25 protein-coding genes are annotated in these 25419 nt (G+C 68.6%); 13 read left to right on the top strand and 12 right to left on the bottom strand.

From position 1 onward, the window contains the following. Positions 1-165 precede the first annotated feature (165 nt). The 3 genes from KKR91_RS12595 to KKR91_RS12585 are packed head-to-tail and all read left to right on the top strand — an operon-like array spanning position 166 to position 2770. Positions 166-1014 carry an electron transfer flavoprotein subunit beta/FixA family protein gene (locus tag KKR91_RS12595; RefSeq protein WP_210231210.1) on the top strand — a complete coding sequence of 283 codons (849 nt, stop codon included), beginning with the start codon at positions 166-168 and terminating at the stop codon, positions 1012-1014. A gap of 56 nt (positions 1015-1070) precedes the next feature. Continuing rightward, entirely contained in the window at positions 1071-2015 is a 945-nt protein-coding gene (locus KKR91_RS12590; RefSeq protein WP_210231211.1) for an electron transfer flavoprotein subunit alpha/FixB family protein, read from the top strand. Next, complete coding sequence (locus KKR91_RS12585) at positions 2015-2770, top strand: PIG-L deacetylase family protein (RefSeq protein WP_210231212.1); 756 nt, start codon at positions 2015-2017, stop codon at positions 2768-2770. Before KKR91_RS12590 ends, KKR91_RS12585 begins: the two co-directional genes overlap by 1 nt. Here the strand turns inward: KKR91_RS12585 and KKR91_RS12580 are convergent. From KKR91_RS12580 to KKR91_RS12555, 6 genes are all read right to left on the bottom strand, one after another. Beyond that, the gene (locus tag KKR91_RS12580) at positions 2767-3579 is read right to left on the bottom strand and encodes an anti-sigma factor (protein ID WP_210231213.1); all 813 of its coding nucleotides are present in this window, start codon (positions 3577-3579) and stop codon (positions 2767-2769) included. The genes KKR91_RS12585 and KKR91_RS12580 overlap by 4 nt on opposite strands. Beyond that, positions 3560-4222, bottom strand: a complete 663-nt coding sequence (sigK, locus tag KKR91_RS12575; RefSeq protein ID WP_210231214.1) for an ECF RNA polymerase sigma factor SigK — start codon at positions 4220-4222, stop codon at positions 3560-3562. Before sigK ends, KKR91_RS12580 begins: the two co-directional genes overlap by 20 nt. 189 nt (positions 4223-4411) lie before the next feature. Then, on the bottom strand, positions 4412-5212 hold the full coding sequence (locus tag KKR91_RS12570; RefSeq protein ID WP_210231215.1) for a class I SAM-dependent methyltransferase: 801 nt from the start codon (positions 5210-5212) through the stop codon (positions 4412-4414). Between the two features lie 10 nt (positions 5213-5222). Then, the gene (locus KKR91_RS12565; RefSeq protein WP_210231216.1) at positions 5223-5690 is read right to left on the bottom strand and encodes a tRNA (cytidine(34)-2'-O)-methyltransferase; all 468 of its coding nucleotides are present in this window, start codon (positions 5688-5690) and stop codon (positions 5223-5225) included. Between the two features lie 24 nt (positions 5691-5714). Then, positions 5715-6680 (bottom strand): J domain-containing protein, encoded by a 966-nt coding sequence (locus KKR91_RS12560; protein ID WP_210231217.1) that lies wholly within the window; start codon positions 6678-6680, stop codon positions 5715-5717. Between the two features lie 185 nt (positions 6681-6865). Further along, the gene (locus tag KKR91_RS12555; protein ID WP_210231218.1) at positions 6866-7537 is read right to left on the bottom strand and encodes a nucleoside/nucleotide kinase family protein; all 672 of its coding nucleotides are present in this window, start codon (positions 7535-7537) and stop codon (positions 6866-6868) included. Positions 7538-7614: 77 nt separating this feature from the next. Here KKR91_RS12555 and KKR91_RS12550 point away from each other — a divergent pair, with 77 nt between their 5' ends. Genes KKR91_RS12550 through KKR91_RS12535 form a run of 4 tightly spaced genes read left to right on the top strand, consistent with a single transcriptional unit; the run spans position 7615 to position 11557 of the window. Beyond that, the gene (locus KKR91_RS12550) at positions 7615-8862 is read left to right on the top strand and encodes a cysteine desulfurase family protein (protein ID WP_210231219.1); all 1248 of its coding nucleotides are present in this window, start codon (positions 7615-7617) and stop codon (positions 8860-8862) included. Next, entirely contained in the window at positions 8859-10013 is a 1155-nt protein-coding gene (gene mnmA, locus KKR91_RS12545) for a tRNA 2-thiouridine(34) synthase MnmA (RefSeq protein WP_210231220.1), read from the top strand. Before KKR91_RS12550 ends, mnmA begins: the two co-directional genes overlap by 4 nt. 55 nt (positions 10014-10068) lie before the next feature. Further along, complete coding sequence (locus KKR91_RS12540; RefSeq protein WP_210231221.1) at positions 10069-10449, top strand: chorismate mutase; 381 nt, start codon at positions 10069-10071, stop codon at positions 10447-10449. Continuing rightward, the gene (locus KKR91_RS12535; RefSeq protein WP_210231222.1) at positions 10433-11557 is read left to right on the top strand and encodes a uroporphyrinogen decarboxylase/cobalamine-independent methonine synthase family protein; all 1125 of its coding nucleotides are present in this window, start codon (positions 10433-10435) and stop codon (positions 11555-11557) included. Before KKR91_RS12540 ends, KKR91_RS12535 begins: the two co-directional genes overlap by 17 nt. A gap of 45 nt (positions 11558-11602) precedes the next feature. Here KKR91_RS12535 and KKR91_RS12530 read toward each other — a convergent pair whose 3' ends face one another. The 6 genes from KKR91_RS12530 to KKR91_RS12505 are packed head-to-tail and all read right to left on the bottom strand — an operon-like array spanning position 11603 to position 17831. After that, complete coding sequence (locus KKR91_RS12530; protein ID WP_210231223.1) at positions 11603-12277, bottom strand: DUF4166 domain-containing protein; 675 nt, start codon at positions 12275-12277, stop codon at positions 11603-11605. A 2-nt stretch (positions 12278-12279) separates the two neighbouring features. Then, positions 12280-13572 carry a DUF58 domain-containing protein gene (locus KKR91_RS12525; RefSeq protein WP_210231224.1) on the bottom strand — a complete coding sequence of 431 codons (1293 nt, stop codon included), beginning with the start codon at positions 13570-13572 and terminating at the stop codon, positions 12280-12282. A gap of 14 nt (positions 13573-13586) precedes the next feature. Continuing rightward, positions 13587-14636, bottom strand: coding sequence for an AAA family ATPase (locus KKR91_RS12520; protein ID WP_210231225.1), 1050 nt, complete (start codon positions 14634-14636; stop codon positions 13587-13589). Continuing rightward, positions 14633-15838 carry a DUF4350 domain-containing protein gene (locus KKR91_RS12515; RefSeq protein ID WP_210231226.1) on the bottom strand — a complete coding sequence of 402 codons (1206 nt, stop codon included), beginning with the start codon at positions 15836-15838 and terminating at the stop codon, positions 14633-14635. The genes KKR91_RS12520 and KKR91_RS12515 overlap by 4 nt, the downstream gene beginning before the upstream one ends. Then, positions 15835-16500 (bottom strand): DUF4129 domain-containing protein, encoded by a 666-nt coding sequence (locus KKR91_RS12510; protein WP_210231227.1) that lies wholly within the window; start codon positions 16498-16500, stop codon positions 15835-15837. The genes KKR91_RS12515 and KKR91_RS12510 overlap by 4 nt, the downstream gene beginning before the upstream one ends. 14 nt (positions 16501-16514) lie before the next feature. Continuing rightward, positions 16515-17831 carry a glycerophosphoryl diester phosphodiesterase membrane domain-containing protein gene (locus KKR91_RS12505; RefSeq protein WP_210231228.1) on the bottom strand — a complete coding sequence of 439 codons (1317 nt, stop codon included), beginning with the start codon at positions 17829-17831 and terminating at the stop codon, positions 16515-16517. 269 nt (positions 17832-18100) lie between these two features. Between KKR91_RS12505 and mtrA the strand changes: the two genes are divergently transcribed. The 6 genes from mtrA to KKR91_RS12475 all read left to right on the top strand — a co-directional run bounded on the left by mtrA (position 18101) and on the right by KKR91_RS12475 (position 25407). Continuing rightward, positions 18101-18778 carry an MtrAB system response regulator MtrA gene (gene mtrA, locus KKR91_RS12500; protein ID WP_210231229.1) on the top strand — a complete coding sequence of 226 codons (678 nt, stop codon included), beginning with the start codon at positions 18101-18103 and terminating at the stop codon, positions 18776-18778. Then, positions 18750-20486 carry an MtrAB system histidine kinase MtrB gene (gene mtrB, locus KKR91_RS12495; protein WP_237687370.1) on the top strand — a complete coding sequence of 579 codons (1737 nt, stop codon included), beginning with the start codon at positions 18750-18752 and terminating at the stop codon, positions 20484-20486. Before mtrA ends, mtrB begins: the two co-directional genes overlap by 29 nt. Next, positions 20476-22218, top strand: coding sequence for an LpqB family beta-propeller domain-containing protein (locus KKR91_RS12490; RefSeq protein WP_210231230.1), 1743 nt, complete (start codon positions 20476-20478; stop codon positions 22216-22218). Before mtrB ends, KKR91_RS12490 begins: the two co-directional genes overlap by 11 nt. A gap of 102 nt (positions 22219-22320) precedes the next feature. After that, positions 22321-23157 (top strand): ComF family protein, encoded by an 837-nt coding sequence (locus KKR91_RS12485; RefSeq protein ID WP_210231231.1) that lies wholly within the window; start codon positions 22321-22323, stop codon positions 23155-23157. Positions 23158-23332: 175 nt separating this feature from the next. Continuing rightward, entirely contained in the window at positions 23333-24064 is a 732-nt protein-coding gene (gene hpf / locus KKR91_RS12480) for a ribosome hibernation-promoting factor, HPF/YfiA family (protein ID WP_210231232.1), read from the top strand. 134 nt (positions 24065-24198) lie between these two features. Beyond that, entirely contained in the window at positions 24199-25407 is a 1209-nt protein-coding gene (locus KKR91_RS12475; RefSeq protein ID WP_210231233.1) for a winged helix-turn-helix domain-containing protein, read from the top strand. Positions 25408-25419: the final 12 nt, after the last annotated feature.

Below are 25419 nucleotides of genomic sequence, written 5' to 3'. Positions count from 1 at the left end.
CAGGGAGGGCAGTCCCTTTGCCGTTCACCGGCCCGGTTCTTCCACCACGAAACCTGCACCCGAGCCTCTGACAGTGTGATTAGCTTATTCAGTCGCCCTGCGCGGGTGGTTCCGGAGCCCGGTACAGCCGCGCCCGGAAAGGTTTCCAACGCAGAAAGGCCCCGCATGCAGGAATCAGCCAGCAGGCCCCTGAACATTGTCGTTTTGGTGAAGCACGTACCCGATGCCCAGTTTGACCGGCACCTCTCCGGGCCGGGCCACACCCTGGACCGTTCCGAGTCCATCCTGTCCGAGCTGGACGAATACGCGCTTGAAGCAGCCCTGCAGCTGGCCGAGGCCCGTGGAGGACAGGCCGCTGGAAACAGTGTCACCGCCCTGACCATGGGGCCGGACGCCGCAGTGAATGCCGTAAAGAAGGCCCTGCAGATTGGCGCCTACCGGGGCGTGCACGTAAACGACCCAGCCCTGGCCGGATCCGATGCAGCCGCCACCTCGCTCGTGCTCGCCGCCGCGCTGGCCCAGGTGGGCGGCCCCGAGGGCGGTCCGGGCATCCCCGACCTCGTGGTGACGGGCATGGCCTCCACCGACGGCGAGACCTCACTGGTACCGGCGCAGCTGGCCGAACGGCTGCAGCTGGCCCAGGTCACCTTCGCCTCCGAGCTGGAGGTGGCAGACGACGACGGCGCCGCCGTCGTCCGCGCCCGCCGGAACGGTGATTCCTACTCCGAGACGCTGGAAGCGCCCCTGCCGGCGCTGGTCTCCGTCACCGACCAGGCCAACGATCCGCGCTATCCCAACTTCAAGGGCATCATGGCGGCCAAGAAGAAGACCATCACGGTCCTGTCGCTGCAGGATCTGGGGATCGATCCCTCCCAGGTGGGACTGGACGGTGCCTGGACCACGGTTGCGGCATCCGCTCCCCGGCCGGCCCGCTCCGCCGGAACCGTTATTACGGACGACGGCGACGCCGGTGTCCGCCTGGTGGACTTCCTCGCCGCACAGAAACTGATCTGAATCCTTCCAACCGGCGCCGCTCCGGCTGCGCCCGATGCCTTTAAGGAGAGTCCACCATGGCCTCTGTCCTGGTCTTTATCGACGTCCCGGGGCTGCCGCTGCCGCGCGCAAGCCGAGAACTGCTGACCATCGCCGGCACGGTGGGCGAACCTCTCGTGGCCAGCCCCCGCGCCCTGGACCCGGACGTCCTGGCAGCCCTGGGGGAGTACGGCGCACGCGCCGTCTACGAACCCGCGCAGCCGCTGGACGATGTCCTGATCGCAGCCAAGGCTGCCTTCCTCGCCGCTGCGGTCCGCGCCGCGGATCCTGCCGCGGTCCTGCTCGGCAATTCCTTCGAGGACCGCGAAGTGGCAGCCCGCATCGGCGTGAAACTGAATTCCGGGGTCATTACCGACGCCGTGGCCGTGGCGCCGGACCTGTCCGTGACCAAGTCCGTCCTGGCCGGCTCCTACACCTCCACCTGCCGGGTGCAGACCGGTGTTCCGGTTATTACGGTCAAGGCCAACAGTGTTGAGCCCGCAGAACCGCAGGCGGCGGCCGTGCCCGAGCGCCGGCTGGTCGACGCCGTCGACGCCGGGCCGGCAGCGCGGATCACCGGCCGCACGGAAAAGCGCGTCAGCGGACGTCCCGAGCTGTCCGAGGCCCGCGTGATCGTGGCCGGCGGCCGCGGCATGGATGGCAACTTCGGCCCTGTGGAGGACCTCGCCGATGCGCTCGGCGGAGCGGTGGGCGCCTCCCGTGCAGCCACCGACGCCGGCTGGATCGAGCACTCCGCGCAGGTGGGCCAGACCGGCAAGACGGTGTCGCCGCAGCTCTACATTTCGGCCGGCATCTCCGGAGCGATCCAGCAGAAAGCCGGCATGCAGACGGCCAAGGTGATCGTGGCCGTGAACAAGGATCCGGACGCACCGGTCTTCGAGATCGCCGATTTCGGCATCGTTGGCGACGTGTTCTCGGTACTTCCGCAGGCCACCGAGGAAATCAAGAAGCGCAGGTCCTAATGCACATCTCTGCCCAAGTCCCGCAGACCGTCAAAAGGGTACTGGCCTTCGCTGCCCACCCGGACGACATCGACTTCGGTGCGGCTGGAACCATCGCGGCCTGGACCGCAGCCGGCGCCGAGGTGTCCTACTGCATCATGACCGCCGGGGACGCCGGGGGCTTTGAACCGGGGAACCGGGAGGGTATTACCGAGCTGCGCAGCAGCGAACAGGCCGCGGCCGCGGCGCTGGTGGGGGTCCGGGACCTTCACTTCCTGGGCGAGCGGGACGGCTTCCTGGCCGTCACCGACGAGGTGGTGGGTAAGGCCGTGGCCCTCATCCGCACGGTACGTCCCGACGTCGTCCTGTCGATGCATCCGGAACGGAACTGGGACCGGATCCAGGCCAGTCATCCGGACCACCTGGCCTGCGGAGAGATCGTCACGCGGGCGGTGTACCCGGCGGCGGAGAATCCCTTTGCCTACCCGGAGCTGGCCGGGCAGGGCCTGGAGGCCTACAAGGTTCCGTGGCTGTGGTTCTATGGCGCCCCGCGGGAACGCGAAAACCACGCGGTGGACATCAGTTCCACGGTGGATGCCAAGCTCGCTGCCATCCGCGTCCACGCCAGCCAGCATCCGGACATCGACCGAATGGAAACCGCGGTGCGCGGCATGCTCGCGGAGAACGGGCGCCGGTTCTCTCTGCCCGACGGCGCCCCCGCCGAGGCGTTCCACGTGGTGGGCGTCAACACCGACCAGACGATCGCAGGTTTCTAGGCGGAGAAGGGGATCTCCAGGACCACGGGCAGGGTTGGAGTAACCGAGCCGCCGTCGGGCTCCACAGTGACTGCCACCGCGCTGTAGGGATCGATACCGGTCAGCTCCGTGGCCTTGGACCCGGACACGTCCTCGCCGGTCATGGTGCCCACCGAAACCGGCGCCGAGCCGTCCGCGGGAACGCGCCACATTTGGTAGACGGAGCCTTCGGGCGGGGCGGGAACCCCGCTGAGGGTCACGACGGCGGCGTCCTCGCCCTTGGACAGGGCCACCTCGGCTGTTCCGCCGGTGGGCAGCTCGATCACGCGCTGCTGCAGGTCCGAGGCCTGCAGCACTTCCTCGCTCACGGAATCCGGGTCGAGGTTGGAGGCAATACTGACCCCGCCCACCACTATGGCGGCCGCGGCGGCTCCGGCCAGGATCCAGCGTCCCGCAGCCCCCAGCGGGCTGCGCCGGCTGCGGCGGGCAGCCAGTTCGTCCCCGGGCTGTGCGGACGGAGCAGCAGTTGTCGGCTGCGGGGTGCCGCCGGTCCCGGCTTCACGCCCGGGCAGCCGGGCGACGATCCGCTCGAACAGGTCAGCCGGTGGAGCAGCTTCGGCCCGGTAGCCCCCGGCGAGGGCTTCCCTCGTTCGCCAGACCCGTTGCAGGAAGGCCTGCCGCAGGGCAGGATCCGCCTGTTCCAGGGCGTTGTCCACTGCCTGCTGCTCTTCGCGGGGGAGTGCGTCCAAGGCGTAGACTTCGGCCCATTCCAGCAGCCGGCCGTTTGCCAGATCCTGGTTGAGCGTGTCCTCAGCGCTGTTCTCCGGCATCTGCGTTCACCCCCAGGCAATTCTTCAATCGGATCAGGCCGTCGCGGATCCTCGACTTGATGGTTGGCACTGCGGCGTTGAGCTTTTCCGCGACTTCACGATAGGTCAGCCCGCCGTAGTAGGCCAGCCGGACCGATTCACGCTGGGTGTCAGTCAGTGACTGAAGGCAGGCCGTCACGGCCTCGGCGTCCAGCCGCTGGGTGACGGTGTCCACCACATTGTCATAGTCAGGCTCCTGCATGGCTGCGCCGTAGCGTGCCTCGCGGTTAGCCGAGCTCTGTTCGGACCGGACCCGGTCCACGGCCCGGCGGTGGGCCAGGGTCAGGAGCCAGGCCAGCGGTGAGCCCAGCGCCGGATCAAAGCGGGCGGCGTTGGTCCAGACCTGCAGGTAGACCTCCTGGGTGGTGTCTTCGCTGAGTTCGGCGTCAATCAGCACCCGCCGGGCCAGCCCGTACACCCGCCGGGAGGTCTGGGCATAAAAGGCGGCAAAATCGTCCTGGCTGCCCCGGGCAATGCCTGCCAGCAGGTCCTCGAGCGGAGTGTGCGGGCCGGTCTGCGCGGCGGCGTTCCCCGCGGCTTTGCCTGCCGATGGCGCCGCGGAGGCCTGCGAGGGGGAATGCCTGCCCTGATTGGACGTGTCCATAGGGCTCCAGCATAGAGGCCCGGATGCCGTCACCGGAATCAGGGTTTCCAGGCGTGCCGCAGCAGCCGTGTCCTCGGTCTGTCCCTGTACTCGCATGCAGGGTCTTCGCAGCCACGGGCTGCGCGGATGGGCCGGACCGGATGCGTCCGACTGGGCCGGACCGGATGCGTCCGACGCCCGGCGCTGCCCTTAAGGCCGGACGGCAGACGCGATCAGGGTATCGGCGTTCAAATTGTGTTCTTCGCCGAGCAGGGCCAGGAAACGCTCCTTGACCCTCCCGGCAGCTTCGGGGTCGGCCGGAAGAAGGTGGCGCAGCCCGCTGCCGAGCACCAGGGACCAGGCCAGCGACGGGCTGAGCTGGACCTGCGCCGGAGTGGACAGGACCTTGGCCTCCTCCAGCCCCAGGCCTTCGAGCCAGGCCGTGAGCTTCTCGGGGGTCTCCAGGCGCCGGACGCTGGCTCGCGCCGCGGCGAGGTTCCTTTCCCGGTCGGGCTCTTCCCGGGTGCACTCCTGGACCAGCAGGTCGGTGAACGGCGACAGCGAGCCTTCCGCCCAGGTGCTCACGGCCAGGCGTCCGCCGGGCCGCAGCATGGAGACCAAATGGGCGGCCCCTGCGTCCATGTCCGGCAGGAAGAAGATCGAATAGGCGGCGAGGACAACGTCATAGGGTTCATCGCTGGTCCAGGCGGTGACATCGCCCTGAAACAGCGAGACGTTCTCCAGGGACAGGGTGGTTGCCTTTGCCTGCGCCAGGGTGAGCATCGCGGCGGAAAGATCCACTCCGTGGACCCGTGCACCCGGTCCGGCATACTGTGCGGCCGGAATAGTGGTCGCCCCGGTACCGCAGCCAGCGTCGAGGATGCTCTCGCCCAGGCCGATTTCAGCCGCAGCCACCAGGGCGTTGCCCATCGGGTTCCACAGCGAGGGGGCCAGCCGCTCAAAGTCGGCGGCGCCGTCGTCGAACGCTGTTCCAATAGTGGTCTCAGGCATGAGGCGGTCCTTAGAGCTGTGCGCCTTCGAAGCCTTGCTGGCGCCAGGCTTCGTAAACGGCGATGGATGCGGAATTGGCAAGGTTCAGGGACCGCAGTGACGGCAGCATCGGCAGGCGGACACGGGCGGTGACGTGCGGATCCTGCAGCACGTCCTCGGGCAGGCCCACCGATTCCCGGCCGAACATCAGCACGTCGCCCGGCTGGTAGGCAATGTCGGTGTAGGAGGTTTCACCGGCCGAGGTGAAGGCATAAACCCGTTCCGGGGCCAGCGCCTTCCATGCCGCCTCGAGGTTCGGATGGACGTGCAGGACGGCGAGGTCATGGTAGTCCAGGCCGGCACGGCGCAGCTTGGAGTCCTCCAGCTCGAAGCCCAGCGGCTCAACGAGATGGAGTTCGGCTCCGGTGATGGCGGCAAGGCGGATGGCGTTGCCGGTATTGCCGGGAATTTCAGGGCTGTGGAAAAGAATGCGGAACACACCCCCATCCTATGCCCGCGCCCGCTAGCGGGTAGACGCATCAATCAGCCCGCCGAGAACCGGTAGCTGCACCACATTGGGCTGGGGTCCGTCGTTGAAGAAACGCCGGAGCTCGCGCTGCAGGGTTCCGGCGTTGCCCACATGGACCATGGCCGGGGAACGCCGGCTCAGCGAGGGCGGATAGTCCACCACGGGCTCGAAAGGGTTGCCGTTGGGGCTGTGCAGCAGGACCCACCCGGTGACGTTGCACTCCGGGAAGCGGTCCTGCAGCGTGCGGACGGAATCGGCCAGCCGTCCAGTGTTTACTTCCCGGCCGCGGTTGCGCAGGTGGCGGCCGTCCCAGTTGTAGTTGCCCGGTGCGGCCAGCTGCGATTCCAGCACCGCCATCCGGTACCCGCCGAGCAGCACATGGCCGACGTCCAGGTTCCCGCCGCGCGGTGAGCGGTCCGGCATGTGGAGCCCGTTGACCAGGCGCCCGGCTGGATAATCGGCCAGCAGCGTTCGTTGCAGCAGACCGATGGTGAGGACCTCGCCGTCGTACCGGGCCGCGGCGCCCGACCCCAGCCGCGAGAAAAAGCCGGGGCGGCGCGGAGAGCCGTGCACCTGCTGCCCGGCCAGGGCCAGCGGCAGCACCGGAGGCGAGCCCGGGGAAAAATCGGGAACAAAACGCGGCGCATCAGCGAGCGCATCCCGGGCCGGTCCAGCGGACTGCGGGTAGGCGGTGCGGGCCTGCGAAGGCCCCGCGGTCCCGGCTGCCGATCCTGCCCCCGGCCTTGTGCCGCGGCCCAGCCGCAGGTCATAGGCAGCCTTGTGCGCGGGGTCGGACAGCACCTCGTAGGCCTGGGCAACGATGTGGAAGGTCTCACTGCTTCCGCCGGCGTCGGGATGGGTGGCCCGGGCCGCTTTACGGTAGGCCGCCTTGATCTGGTCCGCCGTGGCCGCGGGGGTGATACCCAAAACCTCATACAGCGTTTTGGGCGACGTACTCACGGCGGTTCCTCTCTGGTTGCCCGGCGGGTCTCGTGGCCGGCGGGTCAGTTTGCCTGCGGTCCTGCAGATGCGGGGCCTGCGGGGCTCAGGCTTACACGGGTATAACGTCGCAGCGCGCCACTACGTTTCCCAGCCTTTCCTCGGAAGGCCCGGTGCCGGCGGATTCGCTGTGCGGAAGCACGATTCTAGCCCCCGCGGTAGCTGGCCTGGGTTGCGCTGATGATCCGCGGACGCTGGGGATCCGTATTCTCAATCACGACGGTGGCATGAAGGGCGGGATCGGAATCGGCGAAATAAAGCCGTTGGCCACCCACATAGCGTTGCAGGAGGGGATGGTCCGGATCGGCAGGAGACCCGTCACGGACCGCCATCCGGGCGGCACTCACGGCAAACGGAACGTCTAGAAACACGGAAAAGTCCCACTCCGGGGCCAGTTCGCGCCGGTGCAGGAAAAGGCCGTCCACCAGGACTACGGCGTTGGGGGCGGCCGGTTCCGGCTCCGGTGCCAGCACCGCGTCAGTCCGAAGATCATGTCCGGCCCGCCGGAAGGAGCCGCTGCCCCCGGGTTTCAATGGGGTCAGCACATAGGACCGGAACTGCTCCAGGTTGTAGGAGTCCAGGCGAAACCCGGCGGCGGAGCGCTGCCCCCGCCGGTAGCGGGTGGCGCGCCGGTGATGGAAGTCGTCCAGGGAAATCCGGAGGACAGGCCGCGGATCGGGGGCGGAAACCACTTCGGCTGCCACCGCGTCGGCAAACATGGTCTTCCCGGATCCATCCACGCCGTCCACCGCAACGAACACCCGGCGTTCCGGCGCCGCAGCGGCCAGCCGGGTGGCCAGGGCAGGCAGGAGTGTCACAGCAGCAGTCTGCCACGGCCGCGCAGGCCCTCCGAAGAGGAATCGGCAACCGTACCAATCACCGTTAGAATTGGACGGTGCCCGTGTACCTAGATCACGCGGCGACCACGCCTATCTCGGCATCGGCCCTCGCCGCACTCACGTCAGAACTTCGCCGCAGCGGAAACCCGTCCTCGCTGCACGGCTCAGGCCGCCGCGCCCGGATGGTGGTGGAGGAATCGCGCGAGGCCCTGGCCGCCGCCGCCGGGTGCCATCCCTCGGAAATCATCTTTACTTCCGGCGGCACCGAGGCGGACAACCTGGCCGTGAAGGGCCTGTACTGGTCCCGCCGCGACGCCGACCCGGCCCGCACCCGCATCCTCTGCTCTCCGATTGAGCACCACGCAGTCCAGGACACGGTCCAATGGCTGGAAAAGCACGAGGGAGCCACCGTTGTGTGGCTGCCGGTGGACGCCGACGGCGTGGTGCCCCTGGATGCGATCCGCGCGGAACTGGAAGCCCATGCCGACACCACGGCACTGCTCACCGTGATGTGGGCCAACAACGAAGTGGGCACGGTCCAGGACATCCCGGCCATCACGGCGCTCGCCCACTCCTATGGCGTGCCCGTCCACACCGATGCCGTGCAGGCTTTTGGCGCAATCGCTGTGGACTTCCGCGCCGCGGGCGTTGACACCATGGCCATCAGCGGCCACAAGATCGGCGGCCCGGTGGGCATCGGCGCGCTCGTCGTCGGGCGCGCCGTCAAACTCACACCGGTGATGCACGGTGGCGGGCAGGAGCGGGATATCCGCTCGGGAACGCTTGACACCCCCGGTATTGCCGCCTTCGCTGCCGCGGCCCGCGAGGTCACGGAGAACCTTCCGGCCGAATCAGCCCGGCTGCGTGCCCTGCGCCAGGACCTGGTCACCGGCGTCGAGGCCCTCATCCCCGCCGCGCAACTGCGCGGACCGCGCGACGACGGCACCGACGGCAGCCATGCCAACGGCATGCCCCGCCGGCTGCCGGGCAACGCGCACTTCACCTTCCCCGGCTGCGAAGGGGATTCGCTGCTGTTCCTGCTGGACCTGGCCGGAGTGGAATCCTCCACCGGTTCGGCCTGCACGGCAGGAGTGCCGCGGCCCTCCCACGTCTTGCTGGCCATGGGGCTGAGCGAAACACAGGCCCGCGGCGCGCAGCGCTTCAGCCTCGGGCATACAACCACCCGCGAAGACGTTGATACGTTGTTGGCCGCTTTGCCTGAAGCCTATGAACGGGCCAAAAAGGCCGGAATGGCCTCCCACGTCAGCAGCATCCAAACAGCAGGAACAGGTTTTACTTCATGAAGGTATTGGCAGCAATGAGCGGCGGAGTGGACTCCGCGGTAGCAGCAGCACGGGCAGTGGAAGCAGGGCACGACGTCGTCGGCGTCCATTTGGCGCTCTCGCGCATGCCCGGGACCCTGCGCACCGGCAGCCGCGGCTGCTGCACCATCGAGGACTCCCGCGACGCCTGGCGCGCGTGCGACATCCTGGGCATCCCGTACTACGTCTGGGACTTTTCCGAGCGGTTCAAGGAAGACGTGGTGGACGATTTCATTGCCGAATACGCCGCCGGCCGCACCCCCAACCCGTGCATGCGCTGCAACGAGCGGATCAAGTTCGCCGCCCTGCTGGAAAAGGCCCTCGCCCTGGGCTTTGACGCCGTCTGCACCGGCCACTACGCCAAGGTCATCACCGACGCCGACGGCAACCCGGAACTGCACCGCGCGGCAGACTGGGCCAAGGACCAGTCCTACGTGCTGGGCGTACTGACCCACGAACAGCTCAAGCACTCGATGTTCCCGCTGGCCGAAACCCCGTCCAAGGCCGAGGTCCGGGCCGAGGCCGAGCGCCGCGGGCTGTCCGTGGCCAACAAGCCGGACAGCCACGACATCTGCTTCATTCCCGATGGCGATACCCGCGGCTGGCTCGAAGAGCGCATCGACATGACCGAGGGCGACATCGTTGACGCCTCCGGCGAGAAGATCGGCACCCACCCCGGCGCCAACGCCTTCACCGTGGGCCAGCGCAAGGGCCTGAAGCTGGGCCGTCCGGCCGACGACGGCAAGCCCCGCTTCGTGCTCGAAATCCGGCCCAAGGAAAACAAGGTCATCGTGGGCCCGGAGAAGCTGCTGAATATCGACCAGATGCGCGGGATCAAGATCTCCTGGGCCGGGCTGCCGATTCCTGAGATTGCTGCCCGGGCACCTTTTGACTGCATGGTGCAGGTTCGTGCGCACGGCGATCCCGTGGCGGCCCGCGGCTGGATGGAAGACGTGGCCACCGATGAAGACGGCGGCGGAACCCGTGAGGAGCTGGTGGTGCGGCTGGACGAGCCGATGCGCGGCGTCGCTCCGGGCCAGTCCATGGTGATCTACCAGGGCACCCGCGTGCTGGGCCAGGCCACCATTGACGCGGCGCGGTCCCTGGAATGGGATCCCAACGCCGTCTCCTGAGGTCCGCGGCGTAATGTGCTCTGCCCCGGCGTGGCCCGGACCCTAGACTGGAGCTATGACCCAGACACCCGCAGAAGAGTTCGACCCCACGGCCAGTTCCCTCGCCGGGAAGGTATCCGACGACGTCATGCAGGAGCTGCTCGCCGTGCGCAGCAGCATCGACAACATCGACGCCACGCTGGTCTATCTGCTGGCCGAACGGTTCAAGGCAACCCAGCGGGTGGGCTTCCTCAAGGCCGAGCACAGCCTTCCGGCCGGCGACCCGGGGCGCGAGGCCGCGCAGATCAGCCGGTTGCGGCGCCTGGCTGAAGACGCACACCTGGATCCGGCCTTCGCCGAGAAATTCCTGAACTTCATCATCAGCGAGGTCATCCGGCACCATCAGGCGATCTCCGACAACCACAACGGCGGCAACAGCAATGCAGCGGGACTCTGACCAGCGGGAAACCCACACCCCGGACATCCAGCCGGCTTCCACCACGGTGACGGCCACAGCGCTGGGCTCCTGGCCGGGCACCGACCCGGCAGAGGCCACCCGGATCATCCGGGGCGAACTCGGTGACCCCCACCTTCCGTTCCTGGTGGAACTGCCGGCGCGCGGCCCCGGAGCCGATGCCCTGGGCCGCACCGCCGCGCTGCTGGTTGACCTGGCAGTCGACGTCCAGCCGCACGGCTGGCGGCTGGTGCCCCGCCCCGGCAAGGACCACCGGCGGGCCGTGTCCCTGCTGGGCCAGGACATCAACGCCCTGGCCGACGTCGCCGGCGTGGAGGAGAGACCCGGAAAGGCACTGAAGGTTTCACTGCGCGGGCCGCTGTCCCTGGCCGCCGGACTGTATCTGCACAGCGGCGAGCGGGCACTGTCCGATGCCGGTGCCCGGCGCGAGCTGCTGCAGTCCCTGGCCGCCGGTGCAGCGGACTTCGTGGCCCGCGTCCGGGAGGCCGTGCCGGGAGCCGACATCATTGTCCAGCTCGACGAACCGGACATTGCCGACGTGCTCGGCGGGACCATCCCCACGGCCAGCGGCTACCGCACCCTGCGCTCGGTGCCTGCCTCCGAGGTGTCCTCGGCCTGGCAGCAGATGATCGAGGCGCTTTCCGGGGCCGGTGCCGCGCAGACCGTACTCCGGCTGCCGGAGGCGGCCCGCTCGGGCGCCCTGCGGGCCGGAGCCCAAAGCCCGTTCGCCCTGGCCCTCGGAGCCGGCGCAGACGGCGCGGCCCTGCCCGCCGAAGGCCTCACCGGCCGGGACTGGGAGGGGATCGCCGAGGCAGTGGAGGGCGGGCGCAGCATTTGGCTGGGCGTCCTGCCGGTCCCCGGCGGGGACAACGGAAACACCGCAAATACCGAGCCGCGGCAGGTCAAGGCCCTGGTCCAGGACGTGCTGCGGCCTTGGTCCAAGATCGGCCTGCCGGCCACGGCGCTGCCCGCCCTGCGCCTCACGCCGGCCGGGGAGCTCGCCGAGGCATCGCCGTCGTCCGCCCGCCGGGTACTTAGCCGCCTCACTCAGACCGCCGAAGCCCTGACCCAGGTTGCGGCTGAAGGCTGAGCCGGTTTCCTGGCCGGCGCTGCGCTTTCGGGCTGGGACTTGCGCCTAGAGCCGGCGTTCCCACCGCGCCGGCAGGGCATCAGCCGGGAGCAGCCCGTCCCAGGTCCGGGTCGCGTAGTGAAAGCTCCCGTCATAGACGAAGACCGTTCCGGCTTGCCGCTGGATGACGCGGGTGGTGATCCGAAAGGTGCCAGTGGCGTCGTCGTGCCACTGCTCCACCTGGGCGTCAGCGGCGGCGAACGCCGGCAGCGGGACCCGCAGCGGCCCCAGGAAGAGCCGGCTGCTGGGCGAATCCATGCGCAGGTGCCCCTGCTTCGTCACGGCCAGCATCAGGTCGGTGGCCAGGTTCCGCTTCCGGCCCAGGTAGTCGGTCAGGCTTCCGGGCCCGGTCAGTACGGTGGTGTCCTCGAAAACCCGGCTGCCGCCGGGGAAGCGGAAGGTCCGCACCGCCGTCAGCGCCGGCCGGTTCCACGGGTCCAGATGCGGATAGTTGCGGATCGTGAAGGGGATCTGTGTCCCGTAGTCGGGGAAAAAAGCGTTGGAGACCGGAATCAGCCCGAGCAACGGGCGCAGCCAGGCGCGCGGGCAGCCTGCCGTTTCAAAGACGCCTGTCCCTTCGCCGTACATCCCTCCGCCGGGCGCAGCCGAGAAGTACTCCTGCAGCTGTGGCTGCAGCCGGCCGAAATCGGCACCGAGGACACTGCGGTACACGGACTCCATGCTTACAACCTCCCGGTGGCCTTGAGCCTGAGGTAGAGATCCGCGAGCCGGGGCGGCAGCTCATGCGGGGTTTCGTCAACGACTTCCGCGCCCATCGAGCGCAGCTGCGCCGTCACCGCCGCCCGGTCCAGCAACGCGCGCTCGGCTGCTGCGGCCCGGAAGGCCTCGGTGGCGGTATCGCGGTGCCGGCGCAGGTCCTCCAGCTCGGGGTCCCGCACCGAGGCAATCACCACCACGTGCTTGTCCAGCAGCTGCGGCAGCACCGGCAGCAGGCCCTCTTCAATGGCGCCGGAATCCAGGGCGGTGATCAGCACCACCAGGGAACGGTGTGCGGAGACGGACTGCACCGCGCCGGGGACCAGCGAAAAATCGGCTTCAATGAGTTCGGCTTCCAGCGGTGCCATGGCCGTGACCAGCTGGTGCAGGAGGTTGCCCTTTCCGGCGGAGCGCACCCGCGCCCGGATCCGGCGGTCAAAGGCCAGGAAGTCCACCCGGTCGGCACCGCCGTGGGCGAGCATGGCCAGCAGCAGCGCGGCTTCGATCCCGGTGTCGAGCCGGGGTTCCTCGCCGATCCTGGCCGCAGAGGTGCGGGACGTGTCCAGGGCCAGGATGACCCGGCGGTCCCGTTCCGGACGCCAGGTCCGCACCACCGTGTCCCGGCGCCGGGCGGTGGCCCGCCAGTCGATGGAGCGGACATCGTCGCCGCGCACGTAATCGCGCAGCGAATCGAACTCGGTGCCTGCGCCGCGCAACTGGACCGAGGCGTTCCCGTCCAGCTCCCGCAGCCGCCGCAGCTTCGAGGGCAGGTGCGCCTTGGCATGGAAGGGCGGCAGGACCCTCAGCTTCGCCGGGCACGGCAGGGTCTGTTGCCGGGCCGCGAGTCCCAGCGGGCCGAAGCTGCGCACGGCTACCGTCTTGCTGTCCAGCTCTCCGCGCCGCTCCGGTGTCAGCGTAACCGTGAAGCGCCGGGTTTCACGCCCGGGGATCTGCAGCCGCTGGACGGGGTTGAGCGCGCCCGCCGAGGGCTGCCAGCCGTCCCGGAAGCTGCCGCGCAGCATGCGCGGACCGGTGTTGGTGATGGTCAGTTCCACTTCGGCGGTTTCACCCAGGCGAACGCCCGCCGGTTCGGCGCGTGCCAGGAGCAGCGCGCCTGGGGGTGCTGCAGCCAGAAGGTCCGCAGCGACGGCGGCAGTGAGCAGCAGCAGCCACAGCCAGATCGCGGTGCTGCCCGGGAACAGCAGCACCGCCACTGTTCCTGCTGCGGCCAGGAAGACCAGCCGGCCCGAAATCGCCATGGCTGCCCGGCGTCCTAGCGCGGCACCGGGACGGTGGCAAGGATGCTGCCGAGCACATCGTCCACGCTCACGCCGTCCATCTGGGCTTCCGGCCGCAGCGACACCCGGTGCCGCAGGGCCGGCAGGGTCAGGGCCTTGACGTCATCCGGGGTGACGAACGTGCGGCCCGAGAGCCAGGCCCAGGCCCGGGAGGTGTTCAGCAGTGCAGTCGCCCCGCGCGGCGAGACCCCCAGCTGGAACGACGGCGCCGCGCGGGTGGCACGGACCAGGTCCACGATGTAGCCCAGCACCTCCGGAGCCACCTCCACCCGGGCCACCGCCTGGCGCGCCTGTTCGAGGTCCGCGGCCGTGGCGACGGCCTGCACGCCTGCCCCCGCGAGGTTGCGGGGATCGAATCCGCCGCTGTGGCGCCGGATAATCTCTATTTCATCCTCGCGTCCGGGCAGGTCCAGGGTCAGCTTCAGCAGGAAGCGGTCCAACTGCGCTTCGGGCAAGGAATAGGTTCCGTCATACTCCACCGGGTTCTGGGTGGCTGCGACGATGAACGGGTCCGGGAGCGGAAGCGAGACCCCGTCCACCGAAACCTGGCGCTCCTCCATCGCCTCCAGCAACGAGGCCTGGGTCTTGGGGGGAGTGCGGTTGATCTCATCGGCCAACAGGATGTTGGTGAACACGGGGCCGTGGCGGAAGGTGAACTCCGAGGTCCGGCCGTCATAGATCAATGAGCCGGTCACGTCCCCTGGCATCAGGTCCGGGGTGAACTGGACGCGTTTGGTGTCCAGGTCCAGGGCCGCTGAGAGGGTGCGCACCAGCAGGGTCTTGGCGACGCCGGGAACACCTTCCAGCAGCACGTGCCCGCGGGACAGCAGGGCAATGATCAGTCCCGTTACGGCGGCATCTTGGCCCACCACTGCCTTGGCCACCTCCCGCCGGACGGCCAGCAGCGCCTCCCGGACCGGGTCGCCGGCCGCCGGAGTGTCCAGCGATCCTGACGGGGGAGCGGGCGGGGCCGGGGCAGGCTGCGGGGCCGGGCCCGCTCCGTACGGCTGATACTGCTGGCTCATGATGCGGTGACCTCTTCCTCTAGGGCTTGCAAATCCTGCGACCAATTCACCAGTGCCGCGTTGGTCGCCGGCAGCGGCCCGTTCAGCAGCGCTTCGACGTCGGCCTGCCGCCGCCCGGTGGCAGCGGCAGCAGCCCGTACCACCATATCCGCGGTGCTCTGCGGTCCCACCCGCAGCCGGGATGCCAATCGGGTCAGCGTTGCAGCACGGAAGGTGGCTGCGGCGCGTTCGGTTGCCCTGCTGTCCTGGTACAGCCGGGCCCGCCCCTCCGCAGTCTCCGCCGACCGGACCACCACAGGCAGCGGCTCCGCCGCCAGCGGGCCCAGCCGCCGGCCGCGCCAGAAGGCAGCCAGCAGTGCCACGACCAGCAGCCACAACAGCACCGGATCCACCCACTGCGGCAGCAGCGACTGCGGATCCACCGGACCCTGTCCGGCGGGGATATCGGAAACCGTGGGCAGATACCAGATCAGCGTGCCGGTTGACCCCAGGGTCCGCAGGGTCAAGGCAGCGTTTCCGCGGCTGGCCAGCGACTCATTGGCCAGCAGGCCAGCGTTTCCCAGCACGACGACGCCGCCGGTGCCGTCGGCCGCATACACGCCGGAGTCACCGCCGGAGGCTGTGAAGCAGGTCAGAGGTGCCCGGTAGGCCAGTCCGCCGCCGTCGATATTCTCCGCGGCCAGCGCATCTGGCGCGTCGCAGCCGGGACTGAGCGCGGCGTCAGCGCCGTCGTCGGGCATGACGCCGGCGGCCCGGATCCCCGGAGCCAAGGCCGCGAGTTGTTCAAAGGAGGGCTCAACGAGCACCTGCCGCCGGGCCTGCCCGTTCAGCTCCTCCAGCTGGGACGGGCCCAGGTACCCGGACGGGTCCACCAGCAGCAGGGTCGCGTCCTCACCGCGCCCGGTCAGGAGCGAGCGGGCTTCGGCGTGGGAGGAGGGCACCAGCACCTCGACGCCCTGTTCAGCCAGGATCTCGGCCGCTGCCATGGAACCCGCTGGGGCAGGGTTCACGGGGGACAAGGCGGTGTTGTCGCCGGTGCCGCGGAGCAGGCCCAGGACCACGACCAGGCACAGCACCAGTCCCAGCACAATCCATAGCCGCCACGCCCGCAAGCGGGCGCGGAGGGTGGCCCGGAAGGATCCGGACGGGGCGTTGCGTGCCGCCGGGCGCGCGGAGGCAGGGGCCGGAGCGGGGGCGGTCACCGGGGCACCGCCAGGGTTCGCGCCGGGGCAGCGGTTGCGGCCGGGGCGGAGCGTTCCAGCATCAGGTCCAGGTCCCGGGCGCGCTCGGCATCCACGGATGTTGCCAGGAGATGCCCGTACCGGACCTCGTCGAAGCGCCGGGCCAACCAGCGGATTTCCGGTGCGGCTGCCGGAAAGGAACCGGCCAGCGCCTGCCCTGCCTCGGCCGCCGTCCGGCCGGCCTGCGGATCGAGGATGACGCGCTCTTCGGCTGTCCTGATGAGGGCACGCAGTCTTTCGGTCAGCGCCGTGTCCCACTCACCGCGCGCCGCAGCCTCCTCCGAAAGCCTGCGGTGGTCCACCGCTACCCGTTGTTCGCCGGCGTCGAAAAGCTCCTTCCGGCGCCGGGCGTTCAACCGCGGCCGCACCAGCACTATGGAAACTGCGAGTACTGCCGCCGCGCCCCCGGCGATCAGCAGCACTCCCAGCGACGGATCCACGCCGGTGAGGCCGTCCAGGAGGTCAGCGAAAAACTCCCGCACCCATTGCCAGAACCTTTCGATCAGGCCGGGCTTGGCATCCTGGTACACGGAGCGGGAGAGTTCGCGTTCAGCCCACTCCCGCCCCTGCCCGCCGTCCGGAACAACCGGGACCTCCAAGGGGACGAGGCCCTGGAAAGCCACAGGTTGGGGGAGCCTCATCCCGGGATGCCGGGATTCCTGCGGCCCGGAACCAGGCCGTCGTCCTGGCCGGAAAGTTCCTGCTCCTTCATCAGCGTGATATCGAACCCCTCGCGGCGCATGCGCAGGTCCACGTACAACAGGGACGTCACGCCGGCCTGGAAGGCGTAGCCCACGGCGCTGAAAAAGGTGGTGATGGCCAGGTTCAGGGCGACCAGGGCAACGGCGGTGCCGGCGCCGCCGTCACCGCCGCTGCCGAAGGCGCCGAGGAAGCCCAGGATCAGGGCCACGGGTGTGGTGATGATCGAGGAGACGACGGTGACGAGCACCGTGGTCAGCGCCAGGATGCCGAAGGCACGCCAGAAGTTGCGGCCGGTCAGCTGCCAGGAACGGCCCAGCGACCGGAAGACTCCTGCCGGTTCCAGGACCAGGGCCGCAGGAGCCAGGGCCAGCTTGACGGCAAGCCACGCATACACGGCAACCAGGGCGAGGACGCCCACGATGACCAGGGGAATGCCCGCCGCGCCCAGCGTGTCCACGATCAGGATCAGGAGGAATCCGAAAACCACGAACCCGACGATGATCATCGCCGTCAGCAGCAAACCGAGTCCGGCCAGCGGGAGCAGCCTGGTGCGGCAGAGTTTCCAGGTCTGGGCGAAACCCGTTTTCAGGTTCAGGATGGATCGGGCCACGGGGACCACGAGGATTCCCTGCAGCAGCAGGACGCCGACGGCGGAGACAATGCCCAGGAGGGTGGCGGCTGTCAGCGAGGAATCCACGGCAGCCTCGGCAGCATCCATGTCGCCGCCCATCACTGCGGGGGAGAAGAGGTCCCGGGCGAAGAAGAAGGTCAGCAGGGCGACGACCGCCTGGATCAGCAGCGCCGTGCCGAAGGTTGCGGCTGCGTTCCGGCGGCAGGCCTGGAAGGCGCCGTCAAGCAGTTCCCCCAGGCGCAGCGGCCGCAGGGGAATGACGCCGGGTTTCGGGGGCGGTGACCAGCCGCCCTGCTGCAGGGGAGCCCCCCACTGCTGGGGCGCTCCCCACTGCTGCGGCGCGCCGTGCTGCCGGTCCGCCTGGGGCGCGGCAGGTTCCTGGCTCCAGGGGTTCTGCCCGCCCCAGGGGTTCTGCGGAGGCTGCGGCGCAGGGTATGGAACGCCCCACTGCCCGGGTCGGGCGTCCGACGGCGGCTGCGGCAACGGGGACTGTCCCCACGGCGGGGGAGCCTGCTCCGGATCCCGGGTGCCGGACGTGCCGGCGTCGTCCGGGCCGGACCCCGGCACGGACGGCTCCTGGCGCTCCGGCGGGATGGCGCCGCTGTGATTGTCCTGACCCAAGGTGTGCCCCCAAAAGAGTTGTTTGCCCTGACCCGACTATAGTTCCAGACCAAACCTGCCGTCCCGGGCAAACAGCGGCAGAAACTATGTCCTCTAGGATGATAGGGATATTGTCCGCTGTTCCGGTGTCCCGCGACACACATATGCGCCGCATCCGGGTTCAGCTGGCAGTGGTTCACCGGGAGTACCCGGACAGCCGGGAGGGCCGCCGCCCGGGAACGCACCGCAACGAGGAACCGGCTTGAGCAGTCAACTGGGGACAGGGAGTTATGAAGGCACGCATATTGGTCGTTGACGACGACGAAGCACTGGCCGAGATGATCGGCATTGTGCTCCGCAACGACGGGTTCGACCCTGTCTTCTGCGCGCACGGGTCCAAGGCACTGGAGATCTTCCGCAATTCCAAACCGGACCTTGTCCTGCTTGACCTGATGCTGCCCGGCATCGACGGCATCGAAGTCTGCCGGCAGATCCGCGCCGAGTCCGATGTCCCCATCGTGATGCTGACCGCCAAATCCGATACCTCCGACGTCGTGCGCGGCCTGGAATCAGGGGCGGACGACTACGTGCCCAAGCCCTTCAAGCCGGCGGAACTGGTCGCCCGCGTCAGGGCCCGGCTGCGCCCGGGCGACACCAAGGCGCCCGAAAGCCTGAGCATCGGCGAGGTTGCCATTGACGTGCCCGGCCACGTGGTTTCCCGCGGTGCCGACACCATCTCCCTGACCCCGCTGGAGTTCGACCTGCTGGTGGCCCTGGCCCGGAAGCCGTGGCAGGTCTTCACCCGGGAAATGCTCCTGGAGCAGGTCTGGGGCTACCGCCACGCCGCGGATACCCGGCTGGTCAACGTCCATGTGCAGCGGCTTCGTTCCAAGATCGAGCGCGACCCCGAAGCACCCGAAATTGTCCTGACGGTGCGCGGTGTCGGTTACAAAGCCGGCCAGAGCTAGGCGCCCGCGGGCTTCGGTCCTCAGGACCGAAGTCCTGCCGGCGGCACTGCTTTCCCTGAAACGGGTCCGGGACGCCCTGCGCAAGGCAACATTCCAGCGCATCGCCCGGAGGTGGCGGCGGTCGCTGCTGTTCAAGACGGTAGTGGCCACGCTGCTGCTGGTCACCCTGGCCTGCGCCGGCGTCGGCGCCTTCCTCTCGCACCAGATCGCCGGTGCCCTCTATGAAGAGCGCCTGAGCCAGTTCCAGGCTGAAGCCACCGCCGGCCTGAACTCCGCCAAGGAGAACTTCCGGACCACGGCCGCAACCGACCGGGAAGGCACCGAACGCCTGGTCTCCAACACCCTCTCGCTGCTGGAGGGCCAGGGCGCCGATGCACGCCGGCTGTACCTGCTCACCCCCATGCCGGACCAGGACCAGAACCTGTTTGTCTCCCAGACCCTGGGGGAGGGCATCACCGCGGGGAGCATTCCTCCGGCGCTGAGCGAGTCCATCCGCAGCATCGACGTGAACAACGAGCAGGACACCATCCACTGGTCTCCGCTGGCGCTCGCACACGGCGAACCGGGCCTGGCCTACGGCACGAAGGTCACCCTGCCGCCGGACAGCGCCGAGTATGCGCTGTACCTGATCTATGACCTCGAGAGCATGCAGCAGACCCTGGACGACATCCACCGGATCCTCTGGATTGCCGGCGGACTGATGCTCGTAATCATCGGCACCATCGCCTGGATCGTGACGAAAGCAGGGGTGGGCGCCGTCAGTAATGCCGCCTCCGTGTCGGAGAAGCTGGCTGCCGGTGAGCTGCAGGAACGCATGGTGGTCAAGGGCGAGGACGAAGTGGCGCGACTGGCCGCTTCCTTCAACCACATGGCTGCCACCCTGCAGGACCAGATCACGCAGCTGGCCCAGCTCTCGCGCATGCAGCAGGTCTTCGTTTCCGACGTCTCGCACGAACTGCGCACCCCGCTGACCACCGTGCGGATGGCTGCTGAGGTGCTTTACGACGCCCGCGAGGGCTTCGACCCGATCAGCCGCCGCTCCACCGAACTGCTCTACCACCAGGTCGAGCGTTTCCAGGCGCTGCTCGCCGACCTGCTCGAGATCTCCCGCTTCGACGCCGGCGCTGCCACTCCGGACCTGGAACCCACCGACATTTTCACCGTGGTCCGCGATGTCATCGACGCCACCGAACCGCTGGCCATGAACATCGGCTCTGAAATCACCGTCGTATCGAAGGAGGCCAGCTGTATGGTCGACGCCGACCCCCGGCGGATCGAGCGGATCCTGCGCAACCTGGTCGTCAACGCCCTGGAACACGGCGAAGGGGAGCCCATTGAAATTGCCATTGCCTCGAACCTCGACGCCGTCGCCGTCGCCGTGCGCGACCACGGCATCGGCATGACCGACGACGAAGCCTCCCGCGTCTTCGACCGGTTCTGGCGTGCCGACCCCGCCCGCGCCCGCACCACCGGTGGCAGCGGACTGGGCCTGTCCATCGCCGTCGAGGACGCCCTGCTGCACGGCGGGCTGCTCCAGGCCTGGGGCCGGCCCGGCGACGGCGCCTGCTTCCGCCTTACCCTGCCCCGCCGCAACGGGGTGCCCTTCACCGAATCACCGGTTCCCCTTTCGCCGTACGACTCGGGCCGCGGGCCGCGGGCACTGGCTGCTGCAGCGGCCCCGGCCGAGGAGGAGCGAGATGTCCCGTAAACCCCTCAGGCTGCTGGCGATGGCCGCAGCACTACTGGCAGTGCTCACCGGATGTTCATCCATTCCCACGACCGGGCCCGTTGGCACCGCCTCCGCCGAAAGCGGTGGCGGCAGTGCGCTCGTAGACACCTTCGTGCTGGCGCCGCGCGGTCCCAGCGACGAGGGCGGCGAGACGCCGCAGCAGATCCTGCAGGGATTCATCACCGCCGGCACCGGCGCGGCCGACGACTACAGTGTTGCCCGCGAATTCCTGACCGACAGCCTCGCCGATACCTGGTCGCCCACGGACCGGGTGCTCATCTACGGGGCCGATCCGAACATCGTTCCGGACCCGGACGGCAACAGCTATTCCGTGCAGCTCGAAGTCGTGGGTGCACTGGATGCCCGCGGGATCCGGACGGACAAGGCCTCGGGCACCACCGAAACGCTGTCCGCGTCGCTGGAACAGGTGGACGGGCAATGGCGGATCAGCTCCGTGCCCAACGGAATCATGATCTCCGAGGTCAGCTTCTCCCTGCTGTTCCTGGCCCATAACCTCTACTTCTATTCGAGCACCTACGACTTCTGGGTTCCGGACACCCGCTGGTTCGTACAGAAGGCAGGCATCGCCGCCAACGTCGTCAAGGCCATGCTCGAAGGCCCCGCACCCTATCTCCAGGGCGCAGTCACCAGCGCGTTCCCTGCCGGCACGGCCCTGGCCCGTGAAGCCGTTCCCGTGGTCTCGGGGGTGGCTGCGGTGGACCTTTCCGCCGAAGTCCTGGAGGACTCCAGCGACCTGAACCGGCAGCAGATGTCGCTGCAGCTCACGCAGAACCTGACCCAGCTGAACAACGTGAATTCGGTCGAGATGACCGTCAACCAGCGCGCCGTCGACCTGGGCAAGGAAAACGGATCCCCCGTCGAGGCAATGGCCGATCCGGAAGTCGGCGGCACCCAGATCACCGTGTCGCAGAACGAGCTGGCGTATTTCAAGGACATGCAGCCGCTGGCCATTGAAGGCATGCCCAGCGTCGCCGAATACTCCCCGCGTGATCCGGCGCTGTCCCTGGACCTGTCGACGATCGCGTTCCTGGACGCGGACCGTTCCGCCCTGTTCCTGACCGGCCCGAACCAGGAAACCCGGCAGGTGGCCGAGGGCACTTCGCTCACGGCCCCCAGCATCGATCCCCAGCAGTGGACCTGGACTGCGTCCGCCGGCGGATCCGGCGCCGGCGTCCTGGCGTTGCCTCCGGGCGGTGAAGCAGACGACATGGTGAACCTGCCGGTCGCCTGGCTGGCCGGCGTCACCGTTTCTGAACTGCGGATCTCCCGCGACGGTGCGCGGGCGCTGCTGGTTACCAACGAGGGCGGAACCAGCCACGTGCTGGTCGCCGGTGTGGTGCGCGACGCCGGGGGCGTTCCCCGAACGCTGACCACTCCGCTGGAGCTGGCGGTCTCCGCCGGTTCGGGGCCGGGCATCGCCGAGGCACCTCCGGTGAACCGGGCCAAGTGGGTTTCCGAGGACTCCGTACTGGTGGCACAGACTGCTGCCGAGGGGCAGGTGGTTCCGGTGATCCTGAGCCTGGGCAAAGATCCGGAAGCCCTGGCCGGCCTCGCCGGAATCACGGGACTCAGCGCGGGCAAGGGCGAGCAGAATATCTACGCTCAAACATCGACGGCCATGTTCAAACGGATGGGCAACAGCTGGTACGAGGTAGGCGAAGGACTGCGGGACCCGGCGTTCCCCGGCTAGCCGTCCTCCACCGGGGTCCGGCCCGCCGGGCGCCGGTGCGGTTGTTCCACTTCCGCCGGGGGAGCTCGGGCGCCTCTGGTACGGGACTGCAGACTGGCCGGCATGCCGGAACCTGGTTACACCGACCGCCTGCTCCTCCTCGCTGACCACTGGCGGCTGCGTCCGTGGCCTGCTGCCGCCGGCGCCGCGGCCGCCGACCTGGGCGCCGTCCTGCTGCCGACGTCGTGCGTAGTCTGCGGCTGCGCCGACCACTCGCTGTGCGTGCCGTGCCGGGCACTTCTGCGGCGCAGCACGGCCCGCCCGTACTACGCCCACGAGGCAGCCGAGGCCCTGCCCGGGGCCCTTCCGGTCCTGGCCGCCGGGCGTTACGCCGGCGGGCTGGCCCAGGTTCTGCTGGCCTACAAGAACCACGGACACACCGACCTCGCCCCGGTTTTGCGCCCCGTCCTGGCCGGAGTGCTGCACCGGGCCGCCGAGGACGCCGGAGCGCGCGGACTCGTCCTGGTGCCTGTCCCCGGGACGGCGCGGGCCCTGCGGCGACGCGGTTACAGTCCGCTGGACCTGCTCCTGGGGGCACTGCGTGCCCGGCGGCTGCTGCCCGCACAGACAACCCTGGCGCCACTGGTTGTCCATTCCCGGCCGGGCCGGGGCGCCGCAGGGCCCGGAACGCGGGGTGCCGTCGTCGTTCCCCGCCCCGGCGGCCAGAAAAGCCTCGGAAAAAGGGGGCGGCGGGCCAATGTTTACGGAACGATGACGGCCGGAGCGCCGGGCTCCCTGGCCGGGATACGCTGCCTGGTCGTTGATGACGTGCTGACGACCGGAGCAACGATTGCCGAAGCCACGCGGGCGCTCAGGGCCGCCGGAGCGCAGGTCCAGGCGGCTGCAGTGATCGCAGCAACGCCCGGCCCGGCACGTGACGCAGCTAACACAAATGGCTGAGCCTAGTCCAAGACCGGCAGCAGCAACAATCGGAATGTCCGAAGGTGAATAACGCCGGAGGGTGATCTAACGTGTTGGTATGGACAGCTTCAAGAAACGGAGCTGTCCTGCGGCAGCGGTCGCAGGTTTTTGGCAGCGGCCGTTGCTGTGTCACCGAAATCTATTGGAGGGCACCATGGAATTCATGATCAGCGGACGCAACGTTGCAGTATCTGACCGGTTCCGGGAGTACGCCGAAGAACGCATCGGCAAGGTCGAGAGCCTGGGCAACAAAGTGCAGCGTGTCGATGCGAGGGTAACCAAGCAGCCCAACGTCCGTGAAGCAGACAGCTCTCTTACCGTTGAACTGACCGTCATCGGACGCGGTCCCGTGGTTCGCGCGGAAGCCACGTCCGGCGATAAATTTGCCGCCTTCGACCTCGCCTACGCCAAACTCATGGAACGGCTCCGCCGGGCCAGTGACCGCCGGAAGGTCCATCACGGGCGGCACACCCCCATGGCGGTACGCGTAGCGACAGCGGGCCTGGACACGGCCAGCACCTCCGAGCCGTTGTACGCCCAGCTGGAGAACGCCGCCGCCGAGTCTGCCGCGGCTGAAAGCGCGGAGGCGGCAGAAAATGACGGTGTTGAAGCTGTTGATGACGACTGCCCTGTCCTGATCCGGCGCAAGGTTTTCCCGGGTGCCCCCATGAGCCTTGACGACGCTGTGGACAACATGGAACTGGTCGGTCACGACTTCTACCTCTTTGTGGACTCCGCCACTGGAGCCCCTTCCGTGGTCTACCGCCGCCGCGGATGGACCTACGGCGTCATTACCCTGGATTCGCGCTGCGCCGAAGGCAGCGAGGACCTGCGGGAGGAGACCCGCCCGTACCGTGCCTCCGAAGGAGCAGCGGCTACGGCCTAGCCGCCAGGGCTTAGCGAACGGACCTGCCGGTCCGTAGCAGGCGTAAGACCTCCGGGAGCGGTGCAGCTCGTACCAGAGCGCACCGCCCCGGAGGTCTTTCATTTCCCGGCGGACCGCGCCCCTAGGATGGGCGTATGAATCCCACACTTCCGCTCGGGCAGGCGCGGCGGGCCGCACTGGGGGCGCAGGGGCTCGCCAGGGGGAGGCCGGCTGTCCCGGGCGCCAGATCAGTGGAGCGGACCGTTGCGCGGTTGCAGCTGCTGCAGATCGATTCCGTGAATGTCCTGGCCCGAAGCCACTACCTGCCGCTGTTTTCACGGCTCGGCCCGTATGACACCGCAGCGCTGGACGCCCTGGCCACCAAGTCCCCGCGCAAAATGGTGGAGTACTGGGCCCACGAGGCCAGCTACATCCGGCCGGAGCTTTTCGCCGATCTGCGGACCGTCCAGCGCCGGACATGGATGAGGGCCCATTCACTTGACCCGGAGCTGAAAAAGCAGCTCAGCGACCGTATCCTGCGGGTGCTGGGCGAGGGACCGCCGCTGACGGCCCGGGAAATTGCCGCGCACCTCGGCGACGCCCAGGCAGGGGATCGAGAGCACTGGGGCTGGAACTGGAAAGCCTCGAAACGGGTATTGGAGGACCTGTTTGCCTCCGGTGTCCTGAGCACAGCCGGGCGCACACCGCAGTTTGAACGGAAATACGCACTGACCGCCGACGTGCATCCGGCTGGAGCCGCAGCCCTGGAACCCACGGATCCACAGGGAGCCGTGCTGCGCCTGACGGAACAGGCCGCCCGGGCACACGGCATCGGAACCGTCCGCTGCCTCGCCGACTACTTCCGGCTGCCCCAGCGCGAGACCGCCGAAGCCGTGAAGACCCTGGTGGAACGCGCCGTCCTCCGGCCCGTGCAGGTCCCTGGCTGGAAGTCCCCGGCCTATCTGCATACGGATACGGTCATCCCGCGGGCCTCCGCAGCCCGGGCACTGCTGAGCCCCTTCGATTCGATGGTGTTCGAGCGGAAGCGGCTCCAGGACCTTTTCGGCTTCCGGTACCGGATCGAAATCTATACCCCGCCGGCAGCCCGCCGGTACGGATACTACGTGCTGCCCTTCCTGCTGGGGGAGGAGTTCGCTGCCCGGGTGGACCTGAAAGCGGACCGGTCCAACAAGGCGCTGCTGGTGCAGGCCGCGCACCGCGAAGAAGGCTCGCCGGGCCACACCGCCGTTGAGCTTGCCGCGGAACTACGTATGATGGCAGATTGGCTGGGGCTGGACGACGTTATTGTAAAACCGGCAGGCGACCTGGCAACAGATCTGAAACTGGCAGTAAGCCGGGAATAGCGCAGCGCGGGA

The organism is Arthrobacter jiangjiafuii (genome assembly GCF_018622995.1).
GTDB lineage: Bacteria > Actinomycetota > Actinomycetes > Actinomycetales > Micrococcaceae > Arthrobacter_B > Arthrobacter_B jiangjiafuii.
Note: the sequence above shows the minus strand (reverse complement) of the source record. Positions and strands in the feature narration are given on the sequence as shown.